Genomic DNA, 20,234 nt, shown 5'->3' on the forward strand with positions numbered 1-20,234 from the left:
AATCCCGTCACCACAGAAGGGTGTACCCCACCATGTCCAACTACCCCTCCTCCGAGCAGCTTCTCGACCTGTTCAACTGGGCCTCGCCCGCCATGCTGGTGACCGACGCCGAGGGCCTCGTCGTCCTCGCGAACAAGGCCGCCACGGAGCTCCTCGCGGACCACGCCTCGCCCGGCAGCAAGCTCGCCGACGCGCTGGGCATCGAGGGCTACGCCGCCCTCCTGGCGGCCGGCAAGCCGGTGGAGAACCTCGCCGCGGCCTTCGCCAACCCCCACTTCACCTCCGGGTACGCCAACGTCGGCTTCGGCGAGGTCGACGGCGGCACCTACGGGTTCTGGGCCCTGCGCCCCGTCACCACCCACCCGACCCCCGCCCCGCAGGCCGGCGAGGGCGCCTCCACCGCCACCGCGTGGATCGGCCAGGTGGACCAGTCCAACGCGGCCTACTCGCCGGTGGGCGCGGACGCCGTGAAGTTCATCCAGGCGTACTACGACACCTGCCCGGTGGCCATCCACCTCATCGAGGAGGACGGCACCGTCGCCCACGCGAACTGGAAGGACATCGCGATCGTCGGTGCGACCGAGAAGCCGGACAGCTACGTCGGCCACCACATCCGCCACATCTACGCCGACCAGGAGGTCGTGGAGGACTTCCTCGGCCGCTGGGGCGAGGATGCGCCGATCATCGACTTCCGCGCGGACTTCCTCAACAAGGGCGAGCGGGTGCCCGTGGTGATCTTCTCCACCGCCAAGGTCGAGGACAACAAGCTCAAGAACACCCGCTGCTTCGTCTTCCCCGACAGCAACCCGGAGCGCGCGCGGGACAAGGTCAAGGCGCTGGACCTCAACTTCTGAGCCGGAATCCGCTGAGCCGGCAACTCCTGCGCCGGCACTTCCGATTCGGGCCGCCCCACGGGCCGGGCCCCGGTGAGCAGCTCTCGCCGGGGCCCGGCCCGTCCCGGAACCCTTCACCACCTGGAGCACACCATGGCCGACACATCCGCCGGAGGGGGCCGCTGGCTCACCGGCTGGAATCCCGAGGACGAAGACGCCTGGCACAAGGGCGGCCACCGCGTCGCCCGCCGCAACCTGGTCCTGTCCGTCCTCTCCGAACACATCGGGTTCTCGGTATGGACGCTGTGGTCCGTACTCGTCCTGTTCCTCTCCCCCGACATCGGCTTCCGCTTCGACCCCGGCCAGAAGTTCCTCCTGGTGGCCACCCCGACGGTCGTCGGCTCGCTGCTGCGCCTGCCCTACAGCTACGCGGTGACCCGGTTCGGCGGGCGGAACTGGACCGTGTTCGCCACCGGGATCCTGCTCGTCCCCACACTGCTCGCCCTGTACTTCGTCCAGCGGCCCGGCACCCCGTTCTGGGTGTTCCTGGCGATCGGCGCGGTGGCCGGAGTCGGCGGCGGCAACTTCGCGTCCTCGATGACGAACATCACCGCGTTCTACCCGCAGCGCCACCAGGGCTGGGCCCTCGGCCTCAACGCGGGCGGCGGCAACCTCGGCGTGGCGGCGGTCCAGCTCATCGGGCTCGCGGTCATCTCCGTCGCCGGAAACACCCACCCGTCCTACGTCGCGGCCGTCTACCTGCCGCTGATCGTGCTGATCGCGCTGCTGGCCGCGTGGAAGATGGACAACGTGGACGCGGTACGGACCGATCCCGGCGCCCAGCGCGAGGCCGTCCGGCACCGCGACACCTGGTGGATATCGCTCCTGTACGTCGGCACCTTCGGCTCGTTCATCGGCTACGGCTTCGCCTTCGGCCTCGTCCTGCAGAACGAGTTCGGTGCCACGCCGCTGGAGGCCGTCGGCTACACCTTCCTCGGTCCGCTGCTCGGCTCCTTCTCCCGCCCGCTGGGCGGCTGGCTGGCCGACCGCCTGGGCGGCGCGCGGGTCACGTTCTGGAACTTCCTCGGTATGGGCGCGGGCACCGCCGTGCTCATCGTCGCCGCGGAACGGAACTCCTTCGGCCTGTTCGTCGCGGGGTTCACCGCGCTCTTCGTACTCAGCGGCCTCGGCAACGGATCGACGTACAAGATGATCCCGGCGGTCTTCGCCAAGGCGGCCGAGGACGAGATCACCTCCGGCCACGACGCCAACGGCGCCTTCGCCCGGGCCCGGCGGCTGTCCGGCGCGGTCATCGCCATCGCCGGCGCGATCGGCGGACTCGGCGGCGCCGCCATCAACCTCGCCTTCAAACTCTCCTACGCGGACGGCTCCGGCTCCGGCACTCCGGCCTTCCTCGCCTTCCTCGCCTACTACGCGCTGTGCGTGGTGGTGATCCGGGCCGTCTATCTGCGCCGGAGGCGCGCGGGCAGCGCGGACCCCGCAGGGGCCACCAGGGAAGTCAGCCGTGTCTGAACCACCTCTTTCCACAGAGGAGTCGGCCACCGGATCCGTACCGGAGTCGGAGACCCACTGCCCGTACTGTGCGCTGCAGTGCGGTACCCGGCTGCGCGGTGCCCGGGCCGCCGAGGTGACGGTGCGGCCCGCCGACTTCCCCGTCAACCGCGGCCGGCTGTGCCAGAAGGGGTGGACCGCTCCCCAAGTCCTCTCCGCTGCCGACCGGTTGACCCGGCCGCTGGTCCGCCGCCCCGACGGCCGGCTCGCCGAGGCCTCCTGGGACGTCGCGCTGGACCGGGTCGCCGAGGGCCTGCGCGGTATCCGTGACCGGCACGGCCCGGACGGGGTGGCGGTGTTCGGCGGCGGTGGTCTCACCAACGAGAAGGCCTACCTCCTCGGCAAGTTCGCCCGTGTCGCCCTGGGCACCAGCCAGATCGACTACAACGGCCGGTTCTGCATGTCGTCCGCCGCCGCGGCGGGGAACGCGGCCTTCGGCCTGGACCGGGGGCTGCCCTTCCCGGTCACCGACCTCAGGGAAGCCCGGACGGTACTGCTGGCCGGCGCCAACGTCGCCGAGACCATGCCGCCCCTGATGCAGCACCTCGACCAGGCCGAGCTGATCGTCATGGATCCACGGCGGACCGCCACCGCCCAGCGTGCGGCGCTGCATCTCCAGCCCGCGCCCGGCACCGATCTGGCGCTGGCGCTCGGCCTGCTGCACATCGCCGCCGTCGAGGGGCTGCTCGACCGGGAGTACGTCCACGAGCGCACCCACGGCTTCGACGACGCGCTGCGCCGGGCGATGGCCTGGTGGCCGGAGCGGGTCGAGACGCTCACCGGTGTGCCCGCGTCCGACCAGCGCCGAGCCGTCCGGATGCTCGCCGGGGCCCAGAACGCCTACGTACTGACCGGCCGTGGGGTGGAGCAGCACAGCACCGGCACCGACACCGTGGCGGGCTTCATCAACCTCGCCCTCGCCCTCGGCCTGCCGGGGCGCACCGGCAGCGGATACGGGTGCCTCACCGGGCAGGGCAACGGCCAGGGCGGCCGGGAGCACGGGCAGAAGGCGGACCAGCTGCCGGGCTACCGCTCCATCGCCGACCCGTCGGCGCGCGCCCACGTCGCCGGCGTCTGGGGCGTGGCACCGGACCGGCTGCCGGGCCCGGGACGCAGCGCCTATGAACTCCTGGACGCGCTGGGCGGCGAGGACGGCCCCCGCGGTCTGCTGGTGTTCGGCTCGAACCCGGTCGTCTCGGCCCCCCGCTCCGCTCACCTGGCCGACCGGCTCGCCTCCCTCGACCTCCTCGTGGTCGCCGACTTCGTACCGTCCGAGACGGCCCGGATGGCGGATGTGGTGCTGCCCGTCACGCAGTGGGCCGAGGAGGAAGGCACCCTGACCAACCTGGAAGGCCGGGTGCTGCGCCGTCGTTCCCTGCTGTCGCCGCCGCCCGGGGTGCGCAGCGATCTCCAGGTGCTGCGGGATCTCGCGGTGCGGCTCGGGGAACCCGCCTGCCGCTACCCCACCGACCCGCGGGAGGTCTTCGACGAGCTGCGCGCCGCCTCCCGGGGCGGCCGGGCGGACTACTCGGGGATCTCGTACCAGCGCCTGGACGCCGGGGAGAGCCTGCACTGGCCCTGCCCGGACGCGCCCGGCGGACACCGGGGCACCCCCAGGCTGTTCCTGGACCGGTTCGCGCACCCGGACGGCAGGGCACGGTTCACCGCGGTGGACCATCAGGGACCGGCGGAGGAGATCGGCCCCGCGTACCCCCTCTACGCGACGACCGGCCGGGTCCTGGCGCACTACCAGTCCGGGGCGCAGACCCGCCGGGTGGCCGAGCTGGCCGGGGCGGTTCCCGAGCCGTTCGTGGAGGTCCACCCCGATACCGCCGTCCGGTCCGGTGTGGCGGACGGGAGCCTGGCCCGGATCTCCTCGGCCCGCGGGAGCATGACGGCCCGGGTGCGGGTGGATCCGACGATGCGCCTGGACACCGTCTTCGCCCCGTTCCACTTTCCCGGTGACGGCCGGGCCAATCTCTTCACCCACCCGGCACTGGACCCGCGCAGCGGTATGCCCGAATTCAAAGTGTGCGCCGTGCGCCTCGATCCTCTGCCAGGAGCCACACCGTGAGCCACGTCCTCGTCCTCGGCAACGGCCCGACGGCCCACCAGTTCGCGGAACGGCTCCGCCACCATGGGCACGAGGGAGCCCTGACCGTCCTGGGGACCGAACCCGGGGCCGACCGCCACCCGCCGTCGCCGCTCTCCGTCATCGAGGCCCTGCGCGCCCCGAGGGACCTGCGCCTGCCGCCCGCGCCCGGGATCCGGGTCCGTACGGACGTCGTGGTGACCGGTATCGACCGGGCACGGCGGCAGGTGCGGGCCGTGACCGGCGGGGCCGAGACCGGGGGGACCGAGATCGGGGGGACCGAGACCGTCTTCCCGTACGACACGCTGGTCCTGGCGCTGGAGGCGCTCCCCACGGTCCCCGGCATTCCCGGCGTCACCACCCCCGACGGCGGCCTCGCCGACGGCGTCACCACCCTGCGTACCGCGGCCGACTGCGACCGGATCACCGACGGGACCGGCGGGACCGTGGTCGTGCTCGGGGACGGGGCACGGGCGGTGGAGACCGCGAGCGCGCTGGCCGCCCGCGGCACCACGACCACGCTGGTGTGCGGCGGCCCCGCTCCCCTGCATGAACGCCTCGGCGACCTCTGCGGCGGCATGCTCACCGAGGAGTTGGAGCGGGCCGGGGTCACCGTGCTCGGCGGCCGCACCGCCGTGCGGCGTACGCCGGGCCACCTGCAACTGGACGACGGGACCACCCTCCGGGCCGACACCCTCGTCCTGTGCGCCGGCGCCACCCCCGACGTCCGGCTCGCCCGCGAGGCGGGCCTGGACGTCGGCACGGGCGTCGGCACAGGCGTCGCCGTCGATGAACGGCTGCGCACCGGCGACCCGCACATCCACGCCCTCGGCGACTGCGCCGAACACGACGGCCGGGCCATGGCGGGCACCGAAACCGCCCTGGAGCAGGCCGACGCCCTCGCACGGATCCTCACCGGACGGGGCACGGCCTACCGGGCCGTCCCGCCGGTGCTCCGGCTGCGCACCCAGGCGGCGGACGTGTCCTGCATCGGCTCACCGGCCGATTTCGCACAGCCCGGGACCCGTCTGGTCACCCTCACCGACCGGGCGGGCCGGCGGTACGCCAGACTCGCGCTGCGCCACGACCGCGTCGTCGGTGCCGTGCTGTTCGGCCTGCCGCAGGCCACCGCGACGATCGGCCGCCTGCACCGGCTGCGGCAGCAACTCCCCACCGACCGGCTGGGGTTGCTCCTCGCCTGGCCGCCCAGACCCGCGTCGGACGAGGCCGCGGCGGGCGGCGACGCCGTGGTGTGCCTCTGCAACAGCGTCACGGAACACGCCCTCCACGAGGCCTGGCGCGCAGGCTCCCGCACCGTCACGGCGCTCGCCACGGCGACCCGCGCCACGACCGGGTGCGGCGGCTGCGGCGGGCGCGTGCGGGACCTGTGCGGCGCCTGGGCCCGCGAGCCCGGGAACGAACTGACCGAACGGGACGACCCGAACGACCCGAACGAACTGAACGGGCTGAACGGGCTGAACGGGCTGAACGGGCTGAACGAACAGAACGACTTGAAGGAAGCATCGTGACGCGGACGCTCGTCGTCGTCGGCCACGGCATGGTGGGCCACCGGCTCGTCGACCGGCTACGGACCATGGACGGCGAGGGCGCCTGGCGCATCGTCGTCCTGGCGGAGGAACGCCACCCCGCCTACGACCGCGTCGCGCTCTCCTCCTACCTGGACGGCAAGAGCAAGGACGACCTCGCCCTCGGCGGGCAGGACTTCTTCGACGGCTCCCGTGCGGACCTGCGCCTCGGCTGCCCGGCGGTGTCGGTGGACCGGGCGGCCCGTACGGTCCGTACCGCCGAGGGGGACGAGATCGCGTACGACGCCCTGGTCCTGGCCACCGGTTCGCGCCCGTTCGTGCCCCCGGTCCCGGGCCATGACCTGACCGGGTGCTTCGTCTACCGCACGTTCGACGACCTCGACGCCATCCGGGCGGCCGCCCGCGCCGGCCGGCCCGGCGTGGTGATCGGAGGCGGGCTCCTCGGCCTGGAAGCGGCCAACGCCCTGCGCCTGCTGGGGATGCGCGCGCACATCGTGGAGACCGCTCCGCATCTGATGCCGGCCCAGCTCGACGCCGGCGCGGCACACGTGCTCCACGAGCAGGTCACCGGCCTCGGCCTGCGGCTGCACTGCGGCACCGCCACCGCGTCGGTCGACGCCCGGGCCGACGGCACGGTTCGCGGGGTGACACTCTCCGACGGCACCCGCCTGGAGACCGGTCTCGTGGTCTTCGCCGCGGGCGTCCGCCCCCGGGACGACCTGGCGGCCCCTATGGGGCTGGAACGCGGCGAACGCGGCGGCTTCGCCGTCGACGGCCACTGCCGCACCCGCGACGAGCACATCTGGGCCATCGGCGAGTGCGCCTCCGTCCAGGGACGCTGCCATGGTCTGGTCGCCCCCGGATACCGGATGGCGGACAACGTGGCGGACCAGCTGACGGGCCGCCGCACCGAGCCCTTCGACGGCGCCGACACCTTCACCGCGCTGAAGCTCTTCGGCGTGAACGTGGCCGCCTTCGGGGCCACCCGCCCCGGGGAGGACCAGGCGCTCGACGTCGTCTTCGCCGAGGGCGGCACCCACTACGCGAAGGTCTTCCTGCGACCGGACACCGGCGTGCTCCTCGGCGGGATGCTCGCCGGAGGCACCGGCTGCGCACGCACCCTCGCGTCCTTCGTCGGCCGGCAGCCCCCCGCGGACCTGGAACAGCTCCTCCTCTCCTGATCCCCGCCCCCTCGATCCCTGTCCCCGGAGACGGGACGACCGCGCCCCCCGCAGGCTCCGTACACCACAGCGCATCCGTACACCACAGCACAGCAAGGAGTTCGCGTTGAAGACGATCGGCTTCATCGGTCTGGGCACCATGGGGAGCCCCATGGCCGTCAACCTCGCCCGGTCCGGGTACACCGTGCACGGCTGGAACCGCACGGACGGCAAGCAGGGCCCGCTGCTGGCCGCGGGCGGCCGGGCCGTGGCGTCGATCGGCGAGGCGGTCCGCGAGGCGGACGTGGTCATCACCATGCTTCCGGACACCCCCCAGGTCGAGGAGGTCGCCTACGGCCCCGAGGGGGTTCTGGCCCAGGCCCGGCCCGGGACGCTGCTGATCGATATGTCCACCGTCGCCCCGCGGACCTCCGCGGAACTGGCCGAGCGGGCCGCCGCGCACGGCATCCGCGTCCTGGACGCCCCGGTCGGGGGTGGTGAGGTGGGGGCGGTCGAAGGCATTCTGTCGATCATGGTCGGCGGGGAGGCCGCCGACTTCGAGGACGCCCGGCCGGTCTTCGAAGCCCTGGGCAGGACGGTCGTGCACTGCGGGCCGCACGGTGTCGGCCAGACCGTGAAGGCCGCCAACCAGCTGATCCTCGCGATCAATATGCAGGCCTGCGCCGAAGCCGTGGTCTTCCTGGAGAAGTCGGGTGTGGCGCTCGAGGCGGCCCTCGACGTGCTCGGCGGCGGGCTCGCCGGTTCCCAGGTCCTCGCCCGCAAGAAGCACAACTTCGTGGCACGCGACTACACGCCCAGTTTCACGATGGGACTGCACCACAAGGACATGGGCATCGTCACGGAGACCGCTCGCGCCATCGGCGCGGCCCTGCCGCTCGGCAGCACCGCCGCACAGCTCATCTCCTCCTCGGTGGCCCGTGGTGACGCGGAACTCGATCACTCCGCCGTGCTCCGCGGCGTGGAACTCCTCAGCGGATACGACCGCGAGCGGTAACCCCGGTCGTCCCCGTGGCCCCGGTGGCCCCGGTAGCCCTGGTGGCCCCGGTGGCCCCGGACCGCGCCACCCACTGCTCGCGCCCTGCCGCTCGCCGCCCCCGCCGCGTCCGTGGACTCGCCCCCGCTTCGACCCTGAGCGCCCCCGTGCGATGGGATGGGCAGGAAGAAGGAAGCACGGGCCCTGCATCCGCAGGCCACGGAAGAAACGAAGAAACAGGGAACAAAGGGGAATTTGTGGCAGGTAGCCAGAGCGTGCGGAAGTTCGCACGGGCGGTGTCCGACAACCCCCGGCTGCGCGGTGCCGCCGAGGAGGAGTTGCGACGCCGTACCGGAATCGATGCCGGCCGGCTGACGGCGGAGCAGGCGGCGGCCGGGGCCGGCGGGGCAGCCGGAGGCCACGGCGAGGCGCGGGAGTCGACGGGCGACAGTATGGACCCCGCCGACTTCCCCGCCGCCCGCGAGCAGGGCGGCAGCATCGACACGATCATGACGCAGAAGACCGTGCCGCTGGACGAGGCGCGGGAGGCACTCAACCGCAGCGAGCAGCGGCGCGAGGACGGACGGCAGGTCCATGCGATCTGCCCGATGGTGATGCCGCGCGGCCGCTCGCTGCTGAGCATGCTGCCGGTGCTGTTGCTGCTGGTCGTGGGAGTGGTGGGAAGCGGTGTCGTCGCCGCGGCCGGCGGCGACGTGGTCACCCACCCGCTCTTCGGGATCCACTACTGGGTGCTGTCGCTGGCGGCGGTCGCCTTCGTGTGGTGGCGGCAGGGCATGGTGATGGTGCCGGACGGCTGCCAGGCGCTGATCACCCGCTTCGGGAAGCTGGAGCAGGTGGTCGGCCCGGGCCGGGTGATCCTGCTCAATCCCTGGAAGCGGGTGTCGTACCTCATCAACACCACCCGTGAGTACCCGTTCAACGCGCCGGTGCGCGAAGCGCCGACCAAGGGCGGGGTGAAGGCGTCCATCGACCTGTTCATCCAGTTCCGGATCAGCGACCCGGTGGAGTTCGTCTACACGCTGGGCGCGGTGCGCGGCTTCGACGAGAAGCTGAGCAACGCGGTCAGCGAGACCATCCGCAGCCTCATCTACGAGCAGGAGGCCGCGGGGATCTACGACATGGTGGGCGAGGACACCGGCCGGCTGCTGGAGCAGCTGAACCAGCAGTTCCGGCCCGCGGTGGAGCTGACCAACGCCAACATCACGCACGCCGAGCCCTCCGACCGCGGCTACCGCATGGACCTGGCGGCACCGGAGATGGTGCGGGTCGCCAAGGACGCCTACACCCACGAGTACGCGCTCCACCTGCGCAAGGAACAGGACGAGGGTGACCTGACCAAGGAGCTGGCCTCCCGTCAGGAGACGCTCTCCGCGATCATGGCGGATATCGCGCAGTACCAGGCGCAGATGGACACCGCCGTGGAGCGGGAGACCAACCGGGCCGAGGCGCTCGCCCGGCAGCGGTACGTACAGGCCGAGTCGGAGGCCAAGGCCAACGCGGCGCTGCTGGAGGCGCAGGCGCTGGACATCCGCGCGGTGACCGCGGCCGAGGCCCCGGAGATCCTGGAGTACCGCTACCAGCAGCAGGTGCTGGACACGCTGGAAGAGGTCGCGGACCATCTGCCCCGGCTCGTCCGGATCGGCGGCTCGTCCGGGACCGATGACGCCGCCGGGGTCGACTTCCTGGCGCTGGCACGGGAGTTGGTCGGCGAGCGGGGCACGGAGCTGTTCTCGGACGAGGACATGGCCGCCGTGCGCGCACGTCTGGCGGAGGTCGCCGACCGGATCTCCGGGCGCGAGGCGGAGATCGCCGCTCTGCTGGAGGCCGAACGGCCGACCGTACCCGCCGCCGCTGCCGGAGGCGGGCAGCCGGAGACGGGGCACGAACCGACCGCACCGGGGTACGGAGACGACGCAACCGAGGAGGGCGGCGAGTGAGCACCGCACAGAACCGCAGGTCGGTCATCTCCGAGGAGGTGGCCCCCTGGAGTGAGATCCGCCAGCTGCTGCGCAGCGGCGAGGCGGGCAAGCTGGTGCCCGTCATCATCCCCCGCCACCACCGGCGCCGGCTGTGGTGGATGCTGCTGCTGTGGCTCGGCGTGTTCGCGCTGCTGACCGGCGTGATGCTGGATCTGGGCGCGTCGGACGGCCTGGCCGGCCTGACCCGGGGCGTGCTGGCCACCGTCGGCTACGCCTTCGGTACGGTTCTGGTGCCGGCCGGTCTGCTGTGGTGGTGGCGCTCGTCCATCGCCGAGATCGAGCAGGGCACGACCGGCGTCCTCACCCGCTACGGGGCGGTGACCCGCACCCTGGAGCCCGGCCGGCACTACCTGTGGCACCCGTGGTCGCGGGTCGACTTCGTGGTGGACACCGCCACCGAGATCCCCTACTCGGCGCCGGTGGTGGCCTGCCCCACCCGGGAGAACGTACCGCTCCGCTCGATCGAGTTCTTCCTGAAGTTCAAGATCACCGACGCGGTGCTGTTCGTCCGGAGCATCGGGGCGGGCAACTTCGACCTGGTGCTCTCCAGCGCGGTGCAGGACGCCATCCGCCAGCGCGGCCGCCAGGTGCGGACCGAGCGCGCGTACGACCTGCGCGGCTCGGACGTGGACGATATGCAGGAGCTGCTCAACCGTCAGCTCTCCCGCTACGGGGTGCGCATCACCGGCTCCAACATCCCCGACGTCCAGCTGCCCGCCCAGTACCAGCAGCACCTCGCCACCCGGGAACGGGTCGCCAAGGAGCGGACCGCGTACGAGCAGGAGTGGGGGCTGACGCGCAAGCGGCGCATCGACAGTCTGCAGATGGACATCGAGCGGGCGAAGAAGGTGCGCGACGCGCGCATCGTCGAGGTGAAGGCCGCGCTCAACAAGGCCCGTGAGGAGGTGGCCCAGCTCCTGGAGGAGCAGGAGACCAATGCGCAGAAGGTCCGCTTCGAGATCGAGACCCGCGGCCGCAGCGGTCTGATCTCCGCCGAGAACGAGGCCCGTGCCCAGCGCCGCCTGGCGCAGGCGTACCGCGACAACCGCGCGGTGCTCCAGTACGAACTGGCCCGCCGACGGCTCGAAGTCGGTGCGATCCTCGCCGGCAAGGCCCCGCAGCCGGTGGTCGTCCGCACGGACGGCACCGGCACGGGCACCGACACCTCGGCGCTCGCCACCCTGCTCACCGCCCAGCTGCTGCCGCGGCTGACGGCCCTGCCGCCGGTGAGCACGGCGCTCCGGCCGGCGGACGGCGAGTAGGCCGGGCACCGGCGAGGACGTCGCCGCCCACCTTGAGCGGCATATCGTTTTTCGATAGCATCGAAAAACGATATGCCGCTGAAAGGTTCGAGGCCATGACGTACACATCCTGGTGGGCGCGGAAATACAGGTCCTGGTGGACGCAGGCGGACAGCTACATACCGGTAGCAGCCGTCGCACTGGCCCTGCTCTTCGTGGGCCTCTTCCACATCCTGCTCCCGGTCCTCCAGGTGACCGGCCCCCTGTCGCCGCTCACCTCCCGCGAAGTGCACGTCGACGCCGCCGCGCAGCCGCCCGGCACCGCGCTGTCCGGAGCCGTGACGCTGCGCAGTTCCAGCCTCGCCGAGCTGACCTTCACCGCCCCCGGCCTGGGACAGCGCGTGCTCCTCGTCCTTCCGGGGCTCCTGAACGGCCTGCTGATCGTCGTGATCCTCGCCGCCGTCCTCCGGATCGCCCGCACCTTCCGGGACGGCGACTTCTTCATGCCGAAGAACGCCCAGCGCCTCGCCGTCGTCGCCGGAGCCCTCTTCCTGATGGGCTTCCTCGTCCCGCTGGCGGACATGATGACCACCAATCTCCTGGCCCGGGGGACGCCGATGGCGGAAGCGATCTCACCCGCCAAGACCTATGCGATCGAGCCGGTGTTCCTGGCGCTCCTCATCGGCGCCATGGCCGGGGCGTTCCGCAGCGGCACCCGCCTGCGTGCCGACACCGAAGGACTGGTCTGATGCCGCCGGAGGAACCGCATCAGATCGAGTGCCATCTGGACCGTCTGCTGGAGGCACGCGGTATGACCCTGGCCGAACTGGCCGCACGGGTCGGGGTGACCGTCGCCAACCTCTCCATCCTGAAGAACGACCGCGCGAAAGCGATCCGCTTCAGCACGCTCAGCGCCATCTGCCGCGAACTGGGCTGCCAGCCAGGGGACTTGCTCACCTTCACGTCTCAGTGAGGCGCACGGGGCCTCCGGTTCGCCCGGATCATCCGGGCGTCACGGGTCTTGCGGATCTCGCGGGACCAGCCGATAGCGCATGGCCCGGAAGGGGGCTCGCCTGCGCTCACGGTCGCGGGCCCGGGTCTCCCGCCCCGCCTTCTGCGCCTGCTCCATCAGCTGGGCGAACAACGCATTGCGCTTTCTGTGCCGGTAGAGGGCCGTGGTGGACACACCGGCCCGGGCCGCCGCGTGCGCCACGGTCTCGCCGGCCCGTAACGCCTCCAGGAACACCTCGGCCCGGCGCCGGTCCGCCGCCTCCTCCTCGTGGAACGCCGTCATGTCAGGCGGCCTGGCGGGGTGTGGGCACGGTGAGCACGGGTTCCTCCGGTGGCGTGTAGAGGGCGGCCGCCCGTGGCGCCGCGCGGATGATCGCCGCCACGAGGTCGTACGGGACGGGCGGGTCGGCGGGCGGGCCAGTGGGCGGGTGCGTCGCACGGTGCGGGGTCATGGCCGGGAGGACGCGCGGCGGCGGCGCGGGCAGGTTCGGGCGGCGGCGAGGAGGCGCTGAACCTGTTCGCCGGCCTGGGCGGGCTCCCGCACCGGCCTCGGGAACGGGACGCGGATGTCGCGGTGGCCGCGGGCGTACTCGTAGCGGAGGGTGATGCCGTACCGGTCGAGGGAGAGCGGACGCACGCGGACGACGCTGTGCAGCAGCCGCGGGTCGGAGAGCCGGGTCAGCTGTGCCACCACGTCCTCGTGGGAGTCGGCGAGGTGGGTGAGCATCGCCGCTTCGTCGGCGGCCAGGGGATCCGGTGCGGCCAGGACGAGTTGGTCGAGGCCGACGGCGACCGTGCCGTCGGCCGTTTCGAGGGTGGCGCGGACGGCGTCGAGACGGAGGGTGGGGGTGTCGGTTCCGCATCCCCCGCCGCCTTCGCCATCGGCGCCGGCGCCGGCCTCGCCGTCGGCGCCACGCCCCGAGGCGGCATCCGGAGTCAGCCATCCCGAGAGCGTCACCCGGGCCCGTACCCGGTCACGGACCGCGGCAGGGGCGACATCGGTGAACTCCAGCAGTACGGCCAGGGTGCCACGTGGGGCGCATATGACCCGTGCGGCCAGCGGGCTGTCGGCCGGCAGCCGGATCCGCAACCGGCCCGGCCGACCAGATCGCAGCGGTAGCCGTCCGCGGTGAGGGTCAGCGACCCGGCACGGCTCAGCACCGAGCGGATCCGCTCCGCGGCGGTCGGCTCGGCAGCCGAATCGGTGGCCGGCTCGGTGGCAGAGGTGTCGGCAGGGCTCATCGGACCTCCAGCCCGTCGAGGTTCATTAGGTTAGGCTTGCCTAAGTTAGCGAACTCCGGAGCCGAGAGCCAACCCCGCGGCCGACCTTGGCGCAAAAGCCGCGGCACGGCCGCCCGATCGGGCCGTCACGGCCCCCGGCCCCGATAATGGCCGGCTAATGGCCGGCCGGATCGTGGGCATACCCTCAAGTGCCGGATGTGCAAGAGGTGTTGAGTGTGCGCAGGGGGTGCATGGTGGTGTGTGAGATCTCGACACGGTCGCGAACCGGAGGATCGATGCGACACCCCTTAGGTGTGCCTTACCTCAGTTGTATGGTGGCGCCGTCAATCCGGCGGCGGGGGAAGGAGCGTGGTGTCCATGGGCGACGTCCGCCTGGTGGCCGAGGACCTCGACGTCGGGCACGGCGGACGCCAGGTGCTCAGAGAGGTCGGCCTCTCGCTGCGGGAAGGTGTGATCACCGTCCTGGTCGGCCCCAACGGCTGTGGTAAGTCCACCCTCCTGCGCACCGTGGCCGGGCTGCTGCCGCCGCTCCGCGGCGAGGTACGCATCGACGGCGCGCCGCTGCTTTCACTCCCCCGGCGTGAGCTGTCCCAGCGGCTGGCGTTCCTTCCTCAGTCGTCGCTGGTGCCGGCCGGGGTCACGGTTCGTGAGCTGGTGCGGCACGGCCGGTACGCCCACCGGGGGGCGTTCGCCCGGCACACCCGTGAGGACGTCGAGTCGATCGACTGGGCGCTCGGGGTCACCGACGCCGCCCCGCTGATCGACCGGCGCCTGGACGAACTGTCGGGCGGCGAGCGGCAACGCGCCTGGCTGGCCACGGTGCTGGCGCAGCGAGCGGGCGTGCTGCTGCTGGACGAGCCGACCACCTACCTCGACCTGCGGCACCAGTTCGAGGTGCTCGATGTGGTCCGGCGGCTGGCCCGCGAGCACGGCATCGCCTGCGGTGTGGTGCTGCACGACCTGATGCAGGCGGCGGCGTACGGCGATGACGTGGTGGTCGTGGCCGACGGCGGGGTCACGGCCTACGGGCCGCCGGAGGACGTGCTGACGCCAGAGACCATCGACCGTGCCTTCGGTCTGCGGGTCGACGTCGTCCGCGATCCCGCGACCGGCTACCTCGCCTGCTTCCCTCGGCGGCCCGAGTCGGAACAGGATGCCGCCGCGTCCTGATCCGCGTCCCGGCCCCCCCCACCACCCGAATTCCCGGCCCCCACACTCCGATTCCCGGCCCCCGAGACGTCGTACGCGGCAACCCCCCACGCGTCGTTCGCCGTTCACGTCACGCACCTCATTCACGTCACGCACCTCGTTCACGTCATGCGCTTCACCGGCACGAAGGAGACATCGCACCATGCAGAAACTGCTTCGCGTTCTCGCCACGGGCGGTACGGCCGTGGCGCTCGTGCTGACCGCGGCCGGCTGTGGGTCCGGGACGGTCGGGGAGACAGCGGAGAAGACCGGACAGACAGGAGGGAACACCGGCGGCAGCGGCAAGATCACCGTCGAGACCGCGCGCGGGCAGGTCGCCCTGGACAAGCCGGCGAAGAAGGTGGTGACGCTGGAGTGGACGTACACGGAGGAACTGGTCGCGCTCGGTGTCACCCCGGTCGGCAACGCCGACAGCAAGGGCTACGGCACCTGGATCACCGCGAAGGGCGCCGGCCTGCCGAAGGACGTCACCGACGTGGGTGACCGCAACGAGCCGAGCCTGGAGAAGATCAGGGCGCTGAAGCCGGATCTCATCGTGGTCGACGACGACCGGTCGAAGGCGAACCTCAAGCCGCTGAAGGACATCGCCCCGGTGCTGTCGTTCAAGTACACGACCAAGCCGCAGCTGGCGACGGTGAAGAAGAACTTCACCGAGCTGGGGAAGGCGGTGGGCAAGGAGGACAAGGCCACCGAGGTCCTCGGACGGATCGACACCAAGGCCGCGGATCTGAAGCAGCGGCTGGGGAAGGCCGGCAAGGCGGGCCTGAAGTACGCGGTCGCCCAGGGGTTCACCGCCAACGGCACGGCCTCGATCCGGGTGCTGGCCGATGACGCGTACACCGCGCAGGTCCTCAACCTGGCGGGCCTGAAGAACGGGTGGCGGGGCAAGCCCGACGCCTGGGGCATGACCACGGTCGGGGTCGAGGGTCTGACCAAGGTCGAGCCGGACGCGACCTTCCTGTACGTGGCCGCCGCCAAGGACAACCCGTTCACCGGCGAGCTCGCCGGCAACGCGGTCTGGAAGGGCCTGAGTTTCGTCGAGAAGGACAAGGCCCTCCCGCTCGACCCCGGCACCTGGCTCTTCGGCGGCCCGCTGTCGGCGGTCCAGGTCCTCGACGAGACCGGCAAGGCCCTGAAGGTCTGATGCCCGCGTCCACCGATCTGCTCCGGCGCCGCCCACGGGCCCTGCTCGTGGGCGGCGCCCTGTCGCTCGTCCTGTTCCTGGTCGGGGTGGTCCACCTCGGTCTGGGTGCCTCCGGGGTCGGGGTCGGGGACATCCTGGACCTGCTGACCGGACACGGCGATCCCCACACCGCGGACGTCCTGCTCGGCTCGCGGCTGCCGCGTACCCTCACCGGGCTGGTCGTCGGTGTCGCGCTCGGGGTATCTGGAGTGCTCGTCCAGGGGGCGACCCGCAATCCGCTGGCGGCTCCCGACACGCTGGGGGTGAACGCCGGCGCGTATCTGGCCGTGGTGCTGGTGGCGTTCACCGGTGTGAGCCTGGGCCCGGTCCCCGCCGGGGGCGCGGCGTTCCTGGGCGGGCTGCTCGCGATCGCTCTCGTTCATCTGCTGAGCAGTGGCGGGGTACTGACTCCCGGCCGGGTCCTGCTGGCCGGGGCGACGGTCGCGCTGGCGTGTACGTCGGCGGCCGAGTTCCTGCAGATGCTCGATGTGCAGGCGACCCGCGGGCTGTTCTTCTGGGGCAACGGCACGCTGATGCAGTCCGGTCTGACGCGGCCGCTCACCCTGGGGGTCGTCATCGCCGTCGGCGCGCTGCTCGCCCCGGCGCTGGCGCGCCCGCTGGATATGATGGCGCTCGGTGACGAGACGGCCGAATCCATGGGCGTACGGGTGGAACGTATCCGTCCCGCGGCGTTCCTGGTCGCGGTGCTGCTGTCCGCGTCGGCGGTCACGCTCGCCGGGCCGATCGGCTTCGTCGGGCTGATCGCTCCGGTGACGGTGCGGATGCTCGGTATCCGCAGGCATGCGGCGCTCCTGCCGACGGCGGCGCTGCTGTCGGCCACCCTCGTGCTCGCCGCGGACGCGGCCGCGCAGTTGACGCTGCCGCCGTCGGCCGGGTACGCGGAGATTCCGGTCGGGGTCGTCACCGCCCTGATGGGCGGGCCGGTGTTCATGGCGCTCGCCCGCCGGGTGAGCACCGGAGACGCCGACACGGGGGCGGCGGTCGTCGTCGCCGAGCAGCGCCGCGGGCCCGGCTACGCCGTCGCGCTGGGCGTCGGGCTGCTCGCCCTCGTGGTGGCGGTCGCGGTGGGGCTGCGGATCGGCGATGTCCGGATCGGCTGGGAGCAGCTCGCCGCGTCTCTGCTCGGTTCGGGCGAGGAGATGACCGATGCGGTGGTGTCGTACCGGCTGCCGCGCATCCTGGTGGCGGCGGTGGCGGGCGGCTGCCTGGCGGTGGCCGGGACGGCGGTCCAGGCGGTGGTGCGCAATCCGCTGGCCGAGCCGAGTTTTGTGGGGGTGACCGGCGGTGCGTCCGTGGCCGCGACGCTGGTCATCCTCGTCGTTCCCTCGGCTCCGCTGGTCGCCCTGCCGATCGCCGCGGGCGTCGGGGGCGTGGTGATGCTGGGCCTGGTGGTGCTGGTGGCCAGGGGAACCAGGGGCGGGAGCCGCACCGGCCTCGACCCGACCCGGGTGGTCCTGGTCGGCCTCGGTGCGCACGCCACGACCATGGCGCTGGTGCACATCATGGTGGTCGGGGCGCAGATGAACATCTCCGCCGCGCTCACCTGGCTGGCCGGCAGCACCTACGCCCGTGACTTCTCGGCACTGGGCTGGCTGGCCCTGCCGGTGGCGGTCGCGGTGCTGCTGGTGGCGGCGGCCCGGCCGGTGAACATGCTGTCGCTCGGTGACGAACTGCCCCGCGCCCTCGGTCTGGAGCTGGGCCGCGCCCGGCTGCTCGTCCTCGGTGCGGGCGCCGTACTGGCGGCCGGGACCGCGGCGGCGGTCGGCGCGGTGGGCTTCGTGGGGCTGGTCGCCCCGCACCTGGCACGCCGGATCGTCGGCAACAGTACGGCCCGGATGGTGCCCATGGCCGCGGTGCTGGGTGCCGTCCTGGTCGTCGCCTCGGACGCGCTGGGCCGCTGGCTGCTGGCGCCGACGGAGATTCCCGTGGGCATCGTGACCGCGCTGGTCGGTGCTCCGTATCTGGTGTGGCTGCTGCGGCGGACGCGGGACGCCTGAGAACCCCTGACGGAACGGCGAGCCAGAACTTCGAGCGTGACGTCCTCGCTGCCGGGCAGCCGCCCTTCAGTCATGGGCGTGGGCGGCGAGTAGTCGTCCCGGGATTGTCAGCAGCCGGTGGCAGACTCCGTGGCATGAGTGACCAGGTGCGTTTGAGAGATGTCAGAGCAGCCGACCTGGAGGTGTTCTTCACGCAGGAGCATGACCCGGAGGCCCCACGGCGGACGTCGTAGGCGGGTACCACGGCGCTGGGGGCTCACCGGTGCGGTGTGCGCCCCAGCGCGCGCCCAGCGCATCAAGTCGGCCGTGCGCGCACTCTGCCCTGTTCCCCTCCCAACTGCTCTTCTGGGTCCGGCGATTCGTACGGATCACGTTCACGGATCACGGATCACGGATCGCGGATCACGGTGGCAGCTGAGGAGAAGAGGGAAGCGCCTTTGAGCACACAGCACGAAACGCAGGGCCGGGAGGAGTGGCCGGCCCGCAGCTTCCTCGGCGGCATGCCGGAGCAGGCGCGCGGTGAGCTGCTCCGGCTCGGTACCCGCTGCCGCTATCTGCCCCAGGACATCCTGATACGCGAGGGCGACCGCTCCCACCATGTGGTGCTCCTGCGCTCCGGATTCGTCAAGGTCACCGCTCGCCTGGACAACGGCCACGAGGCGCTGCTCGCCATCCGGGTGGGCGGCGACATCGTCGGCGAGATGGCGGCCATGGACGACGCTCCGAGGTCGGCCACGGTCACCGCGTGCGGAGAGGTGGTGGCCAGCATCGTCCGCGAAGCCGACCTGCGGTTCTTTCTCGGTACTCATCCCGACGCGGCGCTGGCCATAGCGGGCATCGTCGCCCAGCGGCTGCGCTGGGCCAACCGCCGACGCATCGAGTTCGGCGGCTATCCGGTCAAGGTGCGGCTCGCCCGCGTACTCGCGGAGCTGGCGGGCTCGTACGGCCATCGGGTGCCCCGCGGACTGGTCATCGGCGTCGACCTCACCCAGCCGGAACTCGCCGCGCTCACCGGCTCCGCGGAGGTGACGATCCACAAGGCGCTCGCCGAACTGCGCAGGGACGGCCTGATCACCACGGGGTACCGGCGCACCACCGTGCTCGACGTGGCCCGGCTGAGGGAGGTCGCCCGGATGGAAGCACCCGTTCCCTGACCCGGACCGGCCACTACGGCCGAAACCCGTATTTCTACGATCCGCTCGGTATTTCCCGCCTCTGGCAGCACAGTTGACGCCCGAACCCGCTCAACTACGGCAGGCAGGTGACCGAGTCCATGGCCGCACAGCCCCCCTCCCCCTCCCCGTTCTCCTCTTCATCGTCTTCACCGTCTTCCTCGTCCCCCTCGTCCCCCTCGTCTTCCTCGTCTTCCTCGCGGGAGATCATCACCCGTCATCTGTGCATGGCGGCCGACGTGGAGAAGTACAGCCGCCTCGATACTCCGGGTCAGGAGGTGATCCAGGCCGACCTGGTCCAGGCGCTGGAGGAGTCGGCAGAGCTCAGCGGCCTCGACCGGACGGCCTGGTCCCGCCAAGCCCAGGGGGACCAGGAGTTCGCCGTACTGCCGCCGGACACCCCGGAGGCCGTGGTCCTCGGCGACTTCGTACGGCACCTGGCCGTCCGGCTGGGCGAACGCAACGCCAACCGGGCCGAAGGGGACCGGATGCGGCTCCGGCTGGCGATCGACACCGGTGTGGCGCGCACCGCCGCCCTGGGCTACTCCGGCCCCGCCCCGATAGCCGTGGCCCGCTACCTCAACGCACCCCAGCTGAAGCGGGTGCTGGAGGCCATGGACTCCACCGACCTCGTGGTCATCATCTCCGACCGGCTCTACCAGGACGTCGTCCGGCTGCGGGGGCAGGGCCTCGACCCGCAGCGGTACGTCAGGGCGCACATCCGGCAGAAGGAGTTCACCGGCTACGGCTGGATCCACGTACCGGAGCACGATGCGGAGGAGCTGCGGCCGCTCGTCACGGGCCCGCAGCCGGACGGCGGCCCGGGCGGCGACGCCGCGCCCGCACCGGCCGGCACACCCACGAACACGAGCACCGTGGGACGGATCGACGACAGCGTCGTCCACTTCGGCAGCGGCGACGCGGCCAGGACCATCCACAAGAAGTACTACGGGTGACGGA

Annotated in this window: 19 protein-coding genes; 15 read left to right on the forward strand and 4 right to left on the reverse strand. The window is 72.0% G+C overall.

Annotated elements, in window-relative coordinates; translation table 11 throughout:
- Positions 1-32: 32 nt before the first annotated feature.
- From ACFY12_RS19795 to ACFY12_RS19840, 10 genes are all read left to right on the forward strand, one after another.
- Positions 33-854 (forward strand): PAS domain-containing protein, encoded by an 822-nt coding sequence (locus ACFY12_RS19795; protein ID WP_390717096.1) that lies wholly within the window; start codon positions 33-35, stop codon positions 852-854.
- Between the two features lie 132 nt (positions 855-986).
- Complete coding sequence (locus tag ACFY12_RS19800; protein ID WP_390717097.1) at positions 987-2,366, forward strand: nitrate/nitrite transporter; 1,380 nt, start codon at positions 987-989, stop codon at positions 2,364-2,366.
- Positions 2,359-4,479 carry a molybdopterin oxidoreductase family protein gene (locus ACFY12_RS19805; RefSeq protein WP_390717098.1) on the forward strand — a complete coding sequence of 707 codons (2,121 nt, stop codon included), beginning with the start codon at positions 2,359-2,361 and terminating at the stop codon, positions 4,477-4,479. The genes ACFY12_RS19800 and ACFY12_RS19805 overlap by 8 nt, the downstream gene beginning before the upstream one ends.
- Positions 4,476-6,026: an NAD(P)/FAD-dependent oxidoreductase gene (locus ACFY12_RS19810; protein WP_390717099.1), complete on the forward strand. Its 1,551-nt coding sequence runs from the start codon at positions 4,476-4,478 to the stop codon at positions 6,024-6,026. The genes ACFY12_RS19805 and ACFY12_RS19810 overlap by 4 nt, the downstream gene beginning before the upstream one ends.
- Positions 6,023-7,225 carry an NAD(P)/FAD-dependent oxidoreductase gene (locus ACFY12_RS19815; protein ID WP_390717100.1) on the forward strand — a complete coding sequence of 401 codons (1,203 nt, stop codon included), beginning with the start codon at positions 6,023-6,025 and terminating at the stop codon, positions 7,223-7,225. Before ACFY12_RS19810 ends, ACFY12_RS19815 begins: the two co-directional genes overlap by 4 nt.
- Before the next feature lie 73 nt (positions 7,226-7,298).
- Entirely contained in the window at positions 7,299-8,219 is a 921-nt protein-coding gene (locus ACFY12_RS19820; RefSeq protein WP_390717335.1) for a 2-hydroxy-3-oxopropionate reductase, read from the forward strand.
- A 236-nt stretch (positions 8,220-8,455) separates the two neighbouring features.
- The gene (locus tag ACFY12_RS19825) at positions 8,456-10,156 is read left to right on the forward strand and encodes an SPFH domain-containing protein (RefSeq protein WP_390717101.1); all 1,701 of its coding nucleotides are present in this window, start codon (positions 8,456-8,458) and stop codon (positions 10,154-10,156) included.
- Entirely contained in the window at positions 10,153-11,460 is a 1,308-nt protein-coding gene (locus tag ACFY12_RS19830; RefSeq protein ID WP_390717102.1) for an SPFH domain-containing protein, read from the forward strand. The genes ACFY12_RS19825 and ACFY12_RS19830 overlap by 4 nt, the downstream gene beginning before the upstream one ends.
- A 95-nt stretch (positions 11,461-11,555) precedes the next feature.
- Positions 11,556-12,188 carry a DUF2975 domain-containing protein gene (locus tag ACFY12_RS19835; RefSeq protein WP_390717103.1) on the forward strand — a complete coding sequence of 211 codons (633 nt, stop codon included), beginning with the start codon at positions 11,556-11,558 and terminating at the stop codon, positions 12,186-12,188.
- Positions 12,188-12,412 (forward strand): helix-turn-helix domain-containing protein, encoded by a 225-nt coding sequence (locus ACFY12_RS19840; RefSeq protein WP_390717104.1) that lies wholly within the window; start codon positions 12,188-12,190, stop codon positions 12,410-12,412. Before ACFY12_RS19835 ends, ACFY12_RS19840 begins: the two co-directional genes overlap by 1 nt.
- Before the next feature lie 39 nt (positions 12,413-12,451).
- Here the strand turns inward: ACFY12_RS19840 and ACFY12_RS19845 are convergent, their stop codons facing one another.
- The 3 genes from ACFY12_RS19845 to ACFY12_RS19855 are packed head-to-tail and all read right to left on the reverse strand — an operon-like array spanning position 12,452 to position 13,540.
- Complete coding sequence (locus ACFY12_RS19845; RefSeq protein ID WP_390717105.1) at positions 12,452-12,733, reverse strand: hypothetical protein; 282 nt, start codon at positions 12,731-12,733, stop codon at positions 12,452-12,454.
- A 1-nt stretch (position 12,734) separates the two neighbouring features.
- On the reverse strand, positions 12,735-12,902 hold the full coding sequence (locus ACFY12_RS19850; protein ID WP_390717106.1) for a hypothetical protein: 168 nt from the start codon (positions 12,900-12,902) through the stop codon (positions 12,735-12,737).
- Complete coding sequence (locus ACFY12_RS19855; RefSeq protein ID WP_390717107.1) at positions 12,899-13,540, reverse strand: DUF2470 domain-containing protein; 642 nt, start codon at positions 13,538-13,540, stop codon at positions 12,899-12,901. The genes ACFY12_RS19850 and ACFY12_RS19855 overlap by 4 nt, the downstream gene beginning before the upstream one ends.
- A gap of 509 nt (positions 13,541-14,049) precedes the next feature.
- Between ACFY12_RS19855 and ACFY12_RS19860 the strand changes: the two genes are divergently transcribed.
- From ACFY12_RS19860 to ACFY12_RS19875, 4 genes are all read left to right on the forward strand, one after another.
- Positions 14,050-14,862, forward strand: a complete 813-nt coding sequence (locus ACFY12_RS19860; RefSeq protein ID WP_390717108.1) for an ABC transporter ATP-binding protein — start codon at positions 14,050-14,052, stop codon at positions 14,860-14,862.
- Positions 14,863-15,043: 181 nt separating this feature from the next.
- Complete coding sequence (locus tag ACFY12_RS19865; protein WP_390717109.1) at positions 15,044-16,045, forward strand: ABC transporter substrate-binding protein; 1,002 nt, start codon at positions 15,044-15,046, stop codon at positions 16,043-16,045.
- Positions 16,045-18,102, forward strand: coding sequence for an iron ABC transporter permease (locus ACFY12_RS19870; protein WP_390717110.1), 2,058 nt, complete (start codon positions 16,045-16,047; stop codon positions 18,100-18,102). The genes ACFY12_RS19865 and ACFY12_RS19870 overlap by 1 nt, the downstream gene beginning before the upstream one ends.
- A gap of 437 nt (positions 18,103-18,539) precedes the next feature.
- Complete coding sequence (locus tag ACFY12_RS19875) at positions 18,540-19,256, forward strand: Crp/Fnr family transcriptional regulator (protein ID WP_390717111.1); 717 nt, start codon at positions 18,540-18,542, stop codon at positions 19,254-19,256.
- A 94-nt stretch (positions 19,257-19,350) separates the two neighbouring features.
- On the opposite strand, the gene ACFY12_RS19880 is transcribed toward ACFY12_RS19875, so the two are convergent.
- Positions 19,351-19,485: a hypothetical protein gene (locus tag ACFY12_RS19880; protein WP_390717112.1), complete on the reverse strand. Its 135-nt coding sequence runs from the start codon at positions 19,483-19,485 to the stop codon at positions 19,351-19,353.
- A 16-nt stretch (positions 19,486-19,501) separates the two neighbouring features.
- Between ACFY12_RS19880 and ACFY12_RS19885 the strand changes: the two genes are divergently transcribed.
- Entirely contained in the window at positions 19,502-20,230 is a 729-nt protein-coding gene (locus tag ACFY12_RS19885) for a hypothetical protein (protein WP_390717113.1), read from the forward strand.
- The last annotated feature ends 4 nt before the right edge of the window (positions 20,231-20,234 follow it).

Source organism: Streptomyces sp. NPDC001339, assembly GCF_042895955.1.
Classification (GTDB): domain Bacteria; phylum Actinomycetota; class Actinomycetes; order Streptomycetales; family Streptomycetaceae; genus Streptomyces.

Bases quoted from the DNA above. Each gene is read 5' to 3' on its own strand.
- ACFY12_RS19860 (WP_390717108.1), top strand. From the start codon at position 14,050: ATGGGCGACGTCCGCCTGGTGGCCGAGGACCTCGACGTCGGGCACGGC.
- ACFY12_RS19870 (WP_390717110.1), top strand. From the start codon at position 16,045: ATGCCCGCGTCCACCGATCTGCTCCGGCGCCGCCCACGGGCCCTGCTC.
- ACFY12_RS19880 (WP_390717112.1), bottom strand. From the start codon at position 19,485: ATGATCTCCCGCGAGGAAGACGAGGAAGACGAGGGGGACGAGGGGGAC.
- ACFY12_RS19795 (WP_390717096.1), top strand. From the start codon at position 33: ATGTCCAACTACCCCTCCTCCGAGCAGCTTCTCGACCTGTTCAACTGG.
- ACFY12_RS19865 (WP_390717109.1), top strand. From the start codon at position 15,044: ATGCAGAAACTGCTTCGCGTTCTCGCCACGGGCGGTACGGCCGTGGCG.
- ACFY12_RS19885 (WP_390717113.1), top strand. From the start codon at position 19,502: ATGGCGGCCGACGTGGAGAAGTACAGCCGCCTCGATACTCCGGGTCAG.
- ACFY12_RS19835 (WP_390717103.1), top strand. From the start codon at position 11,556: ATGACGTACACATCCTGGTGGGCGCGGAAATACAGGTCCTGGTGGACG.
- ACFY12_RS19800 (WP_390717097.1), top strand. From the start codon at position 987: ATGGCCGACACATCCGCCGGAGGGGGCCGCTGGCTCACCGGCTGGAAT.
- ACFY12_RS19840 (WP_390717104.1), top strand. From the start codon at position 12,188: ATGCCGCCGGAGGAACCGCATCAGATCGAGTGCCATCTGGACCGTCTG.
- ACFY12_RS19845 (WP_390717105.1), bottom strand. From the start codon at position 12,733: ATGACGGCGTTCCACGAGGAGGAGGCGGCGGACCGGCGCCGGGCCGAG.
- ACFY12_RS19850 (WP_390717106.1), bottom strand. From the start codon at position 12,902: ATGACCCCGCACCGTGCGACGCACCCGCCCACTGGCCCGCCCGCCGAC.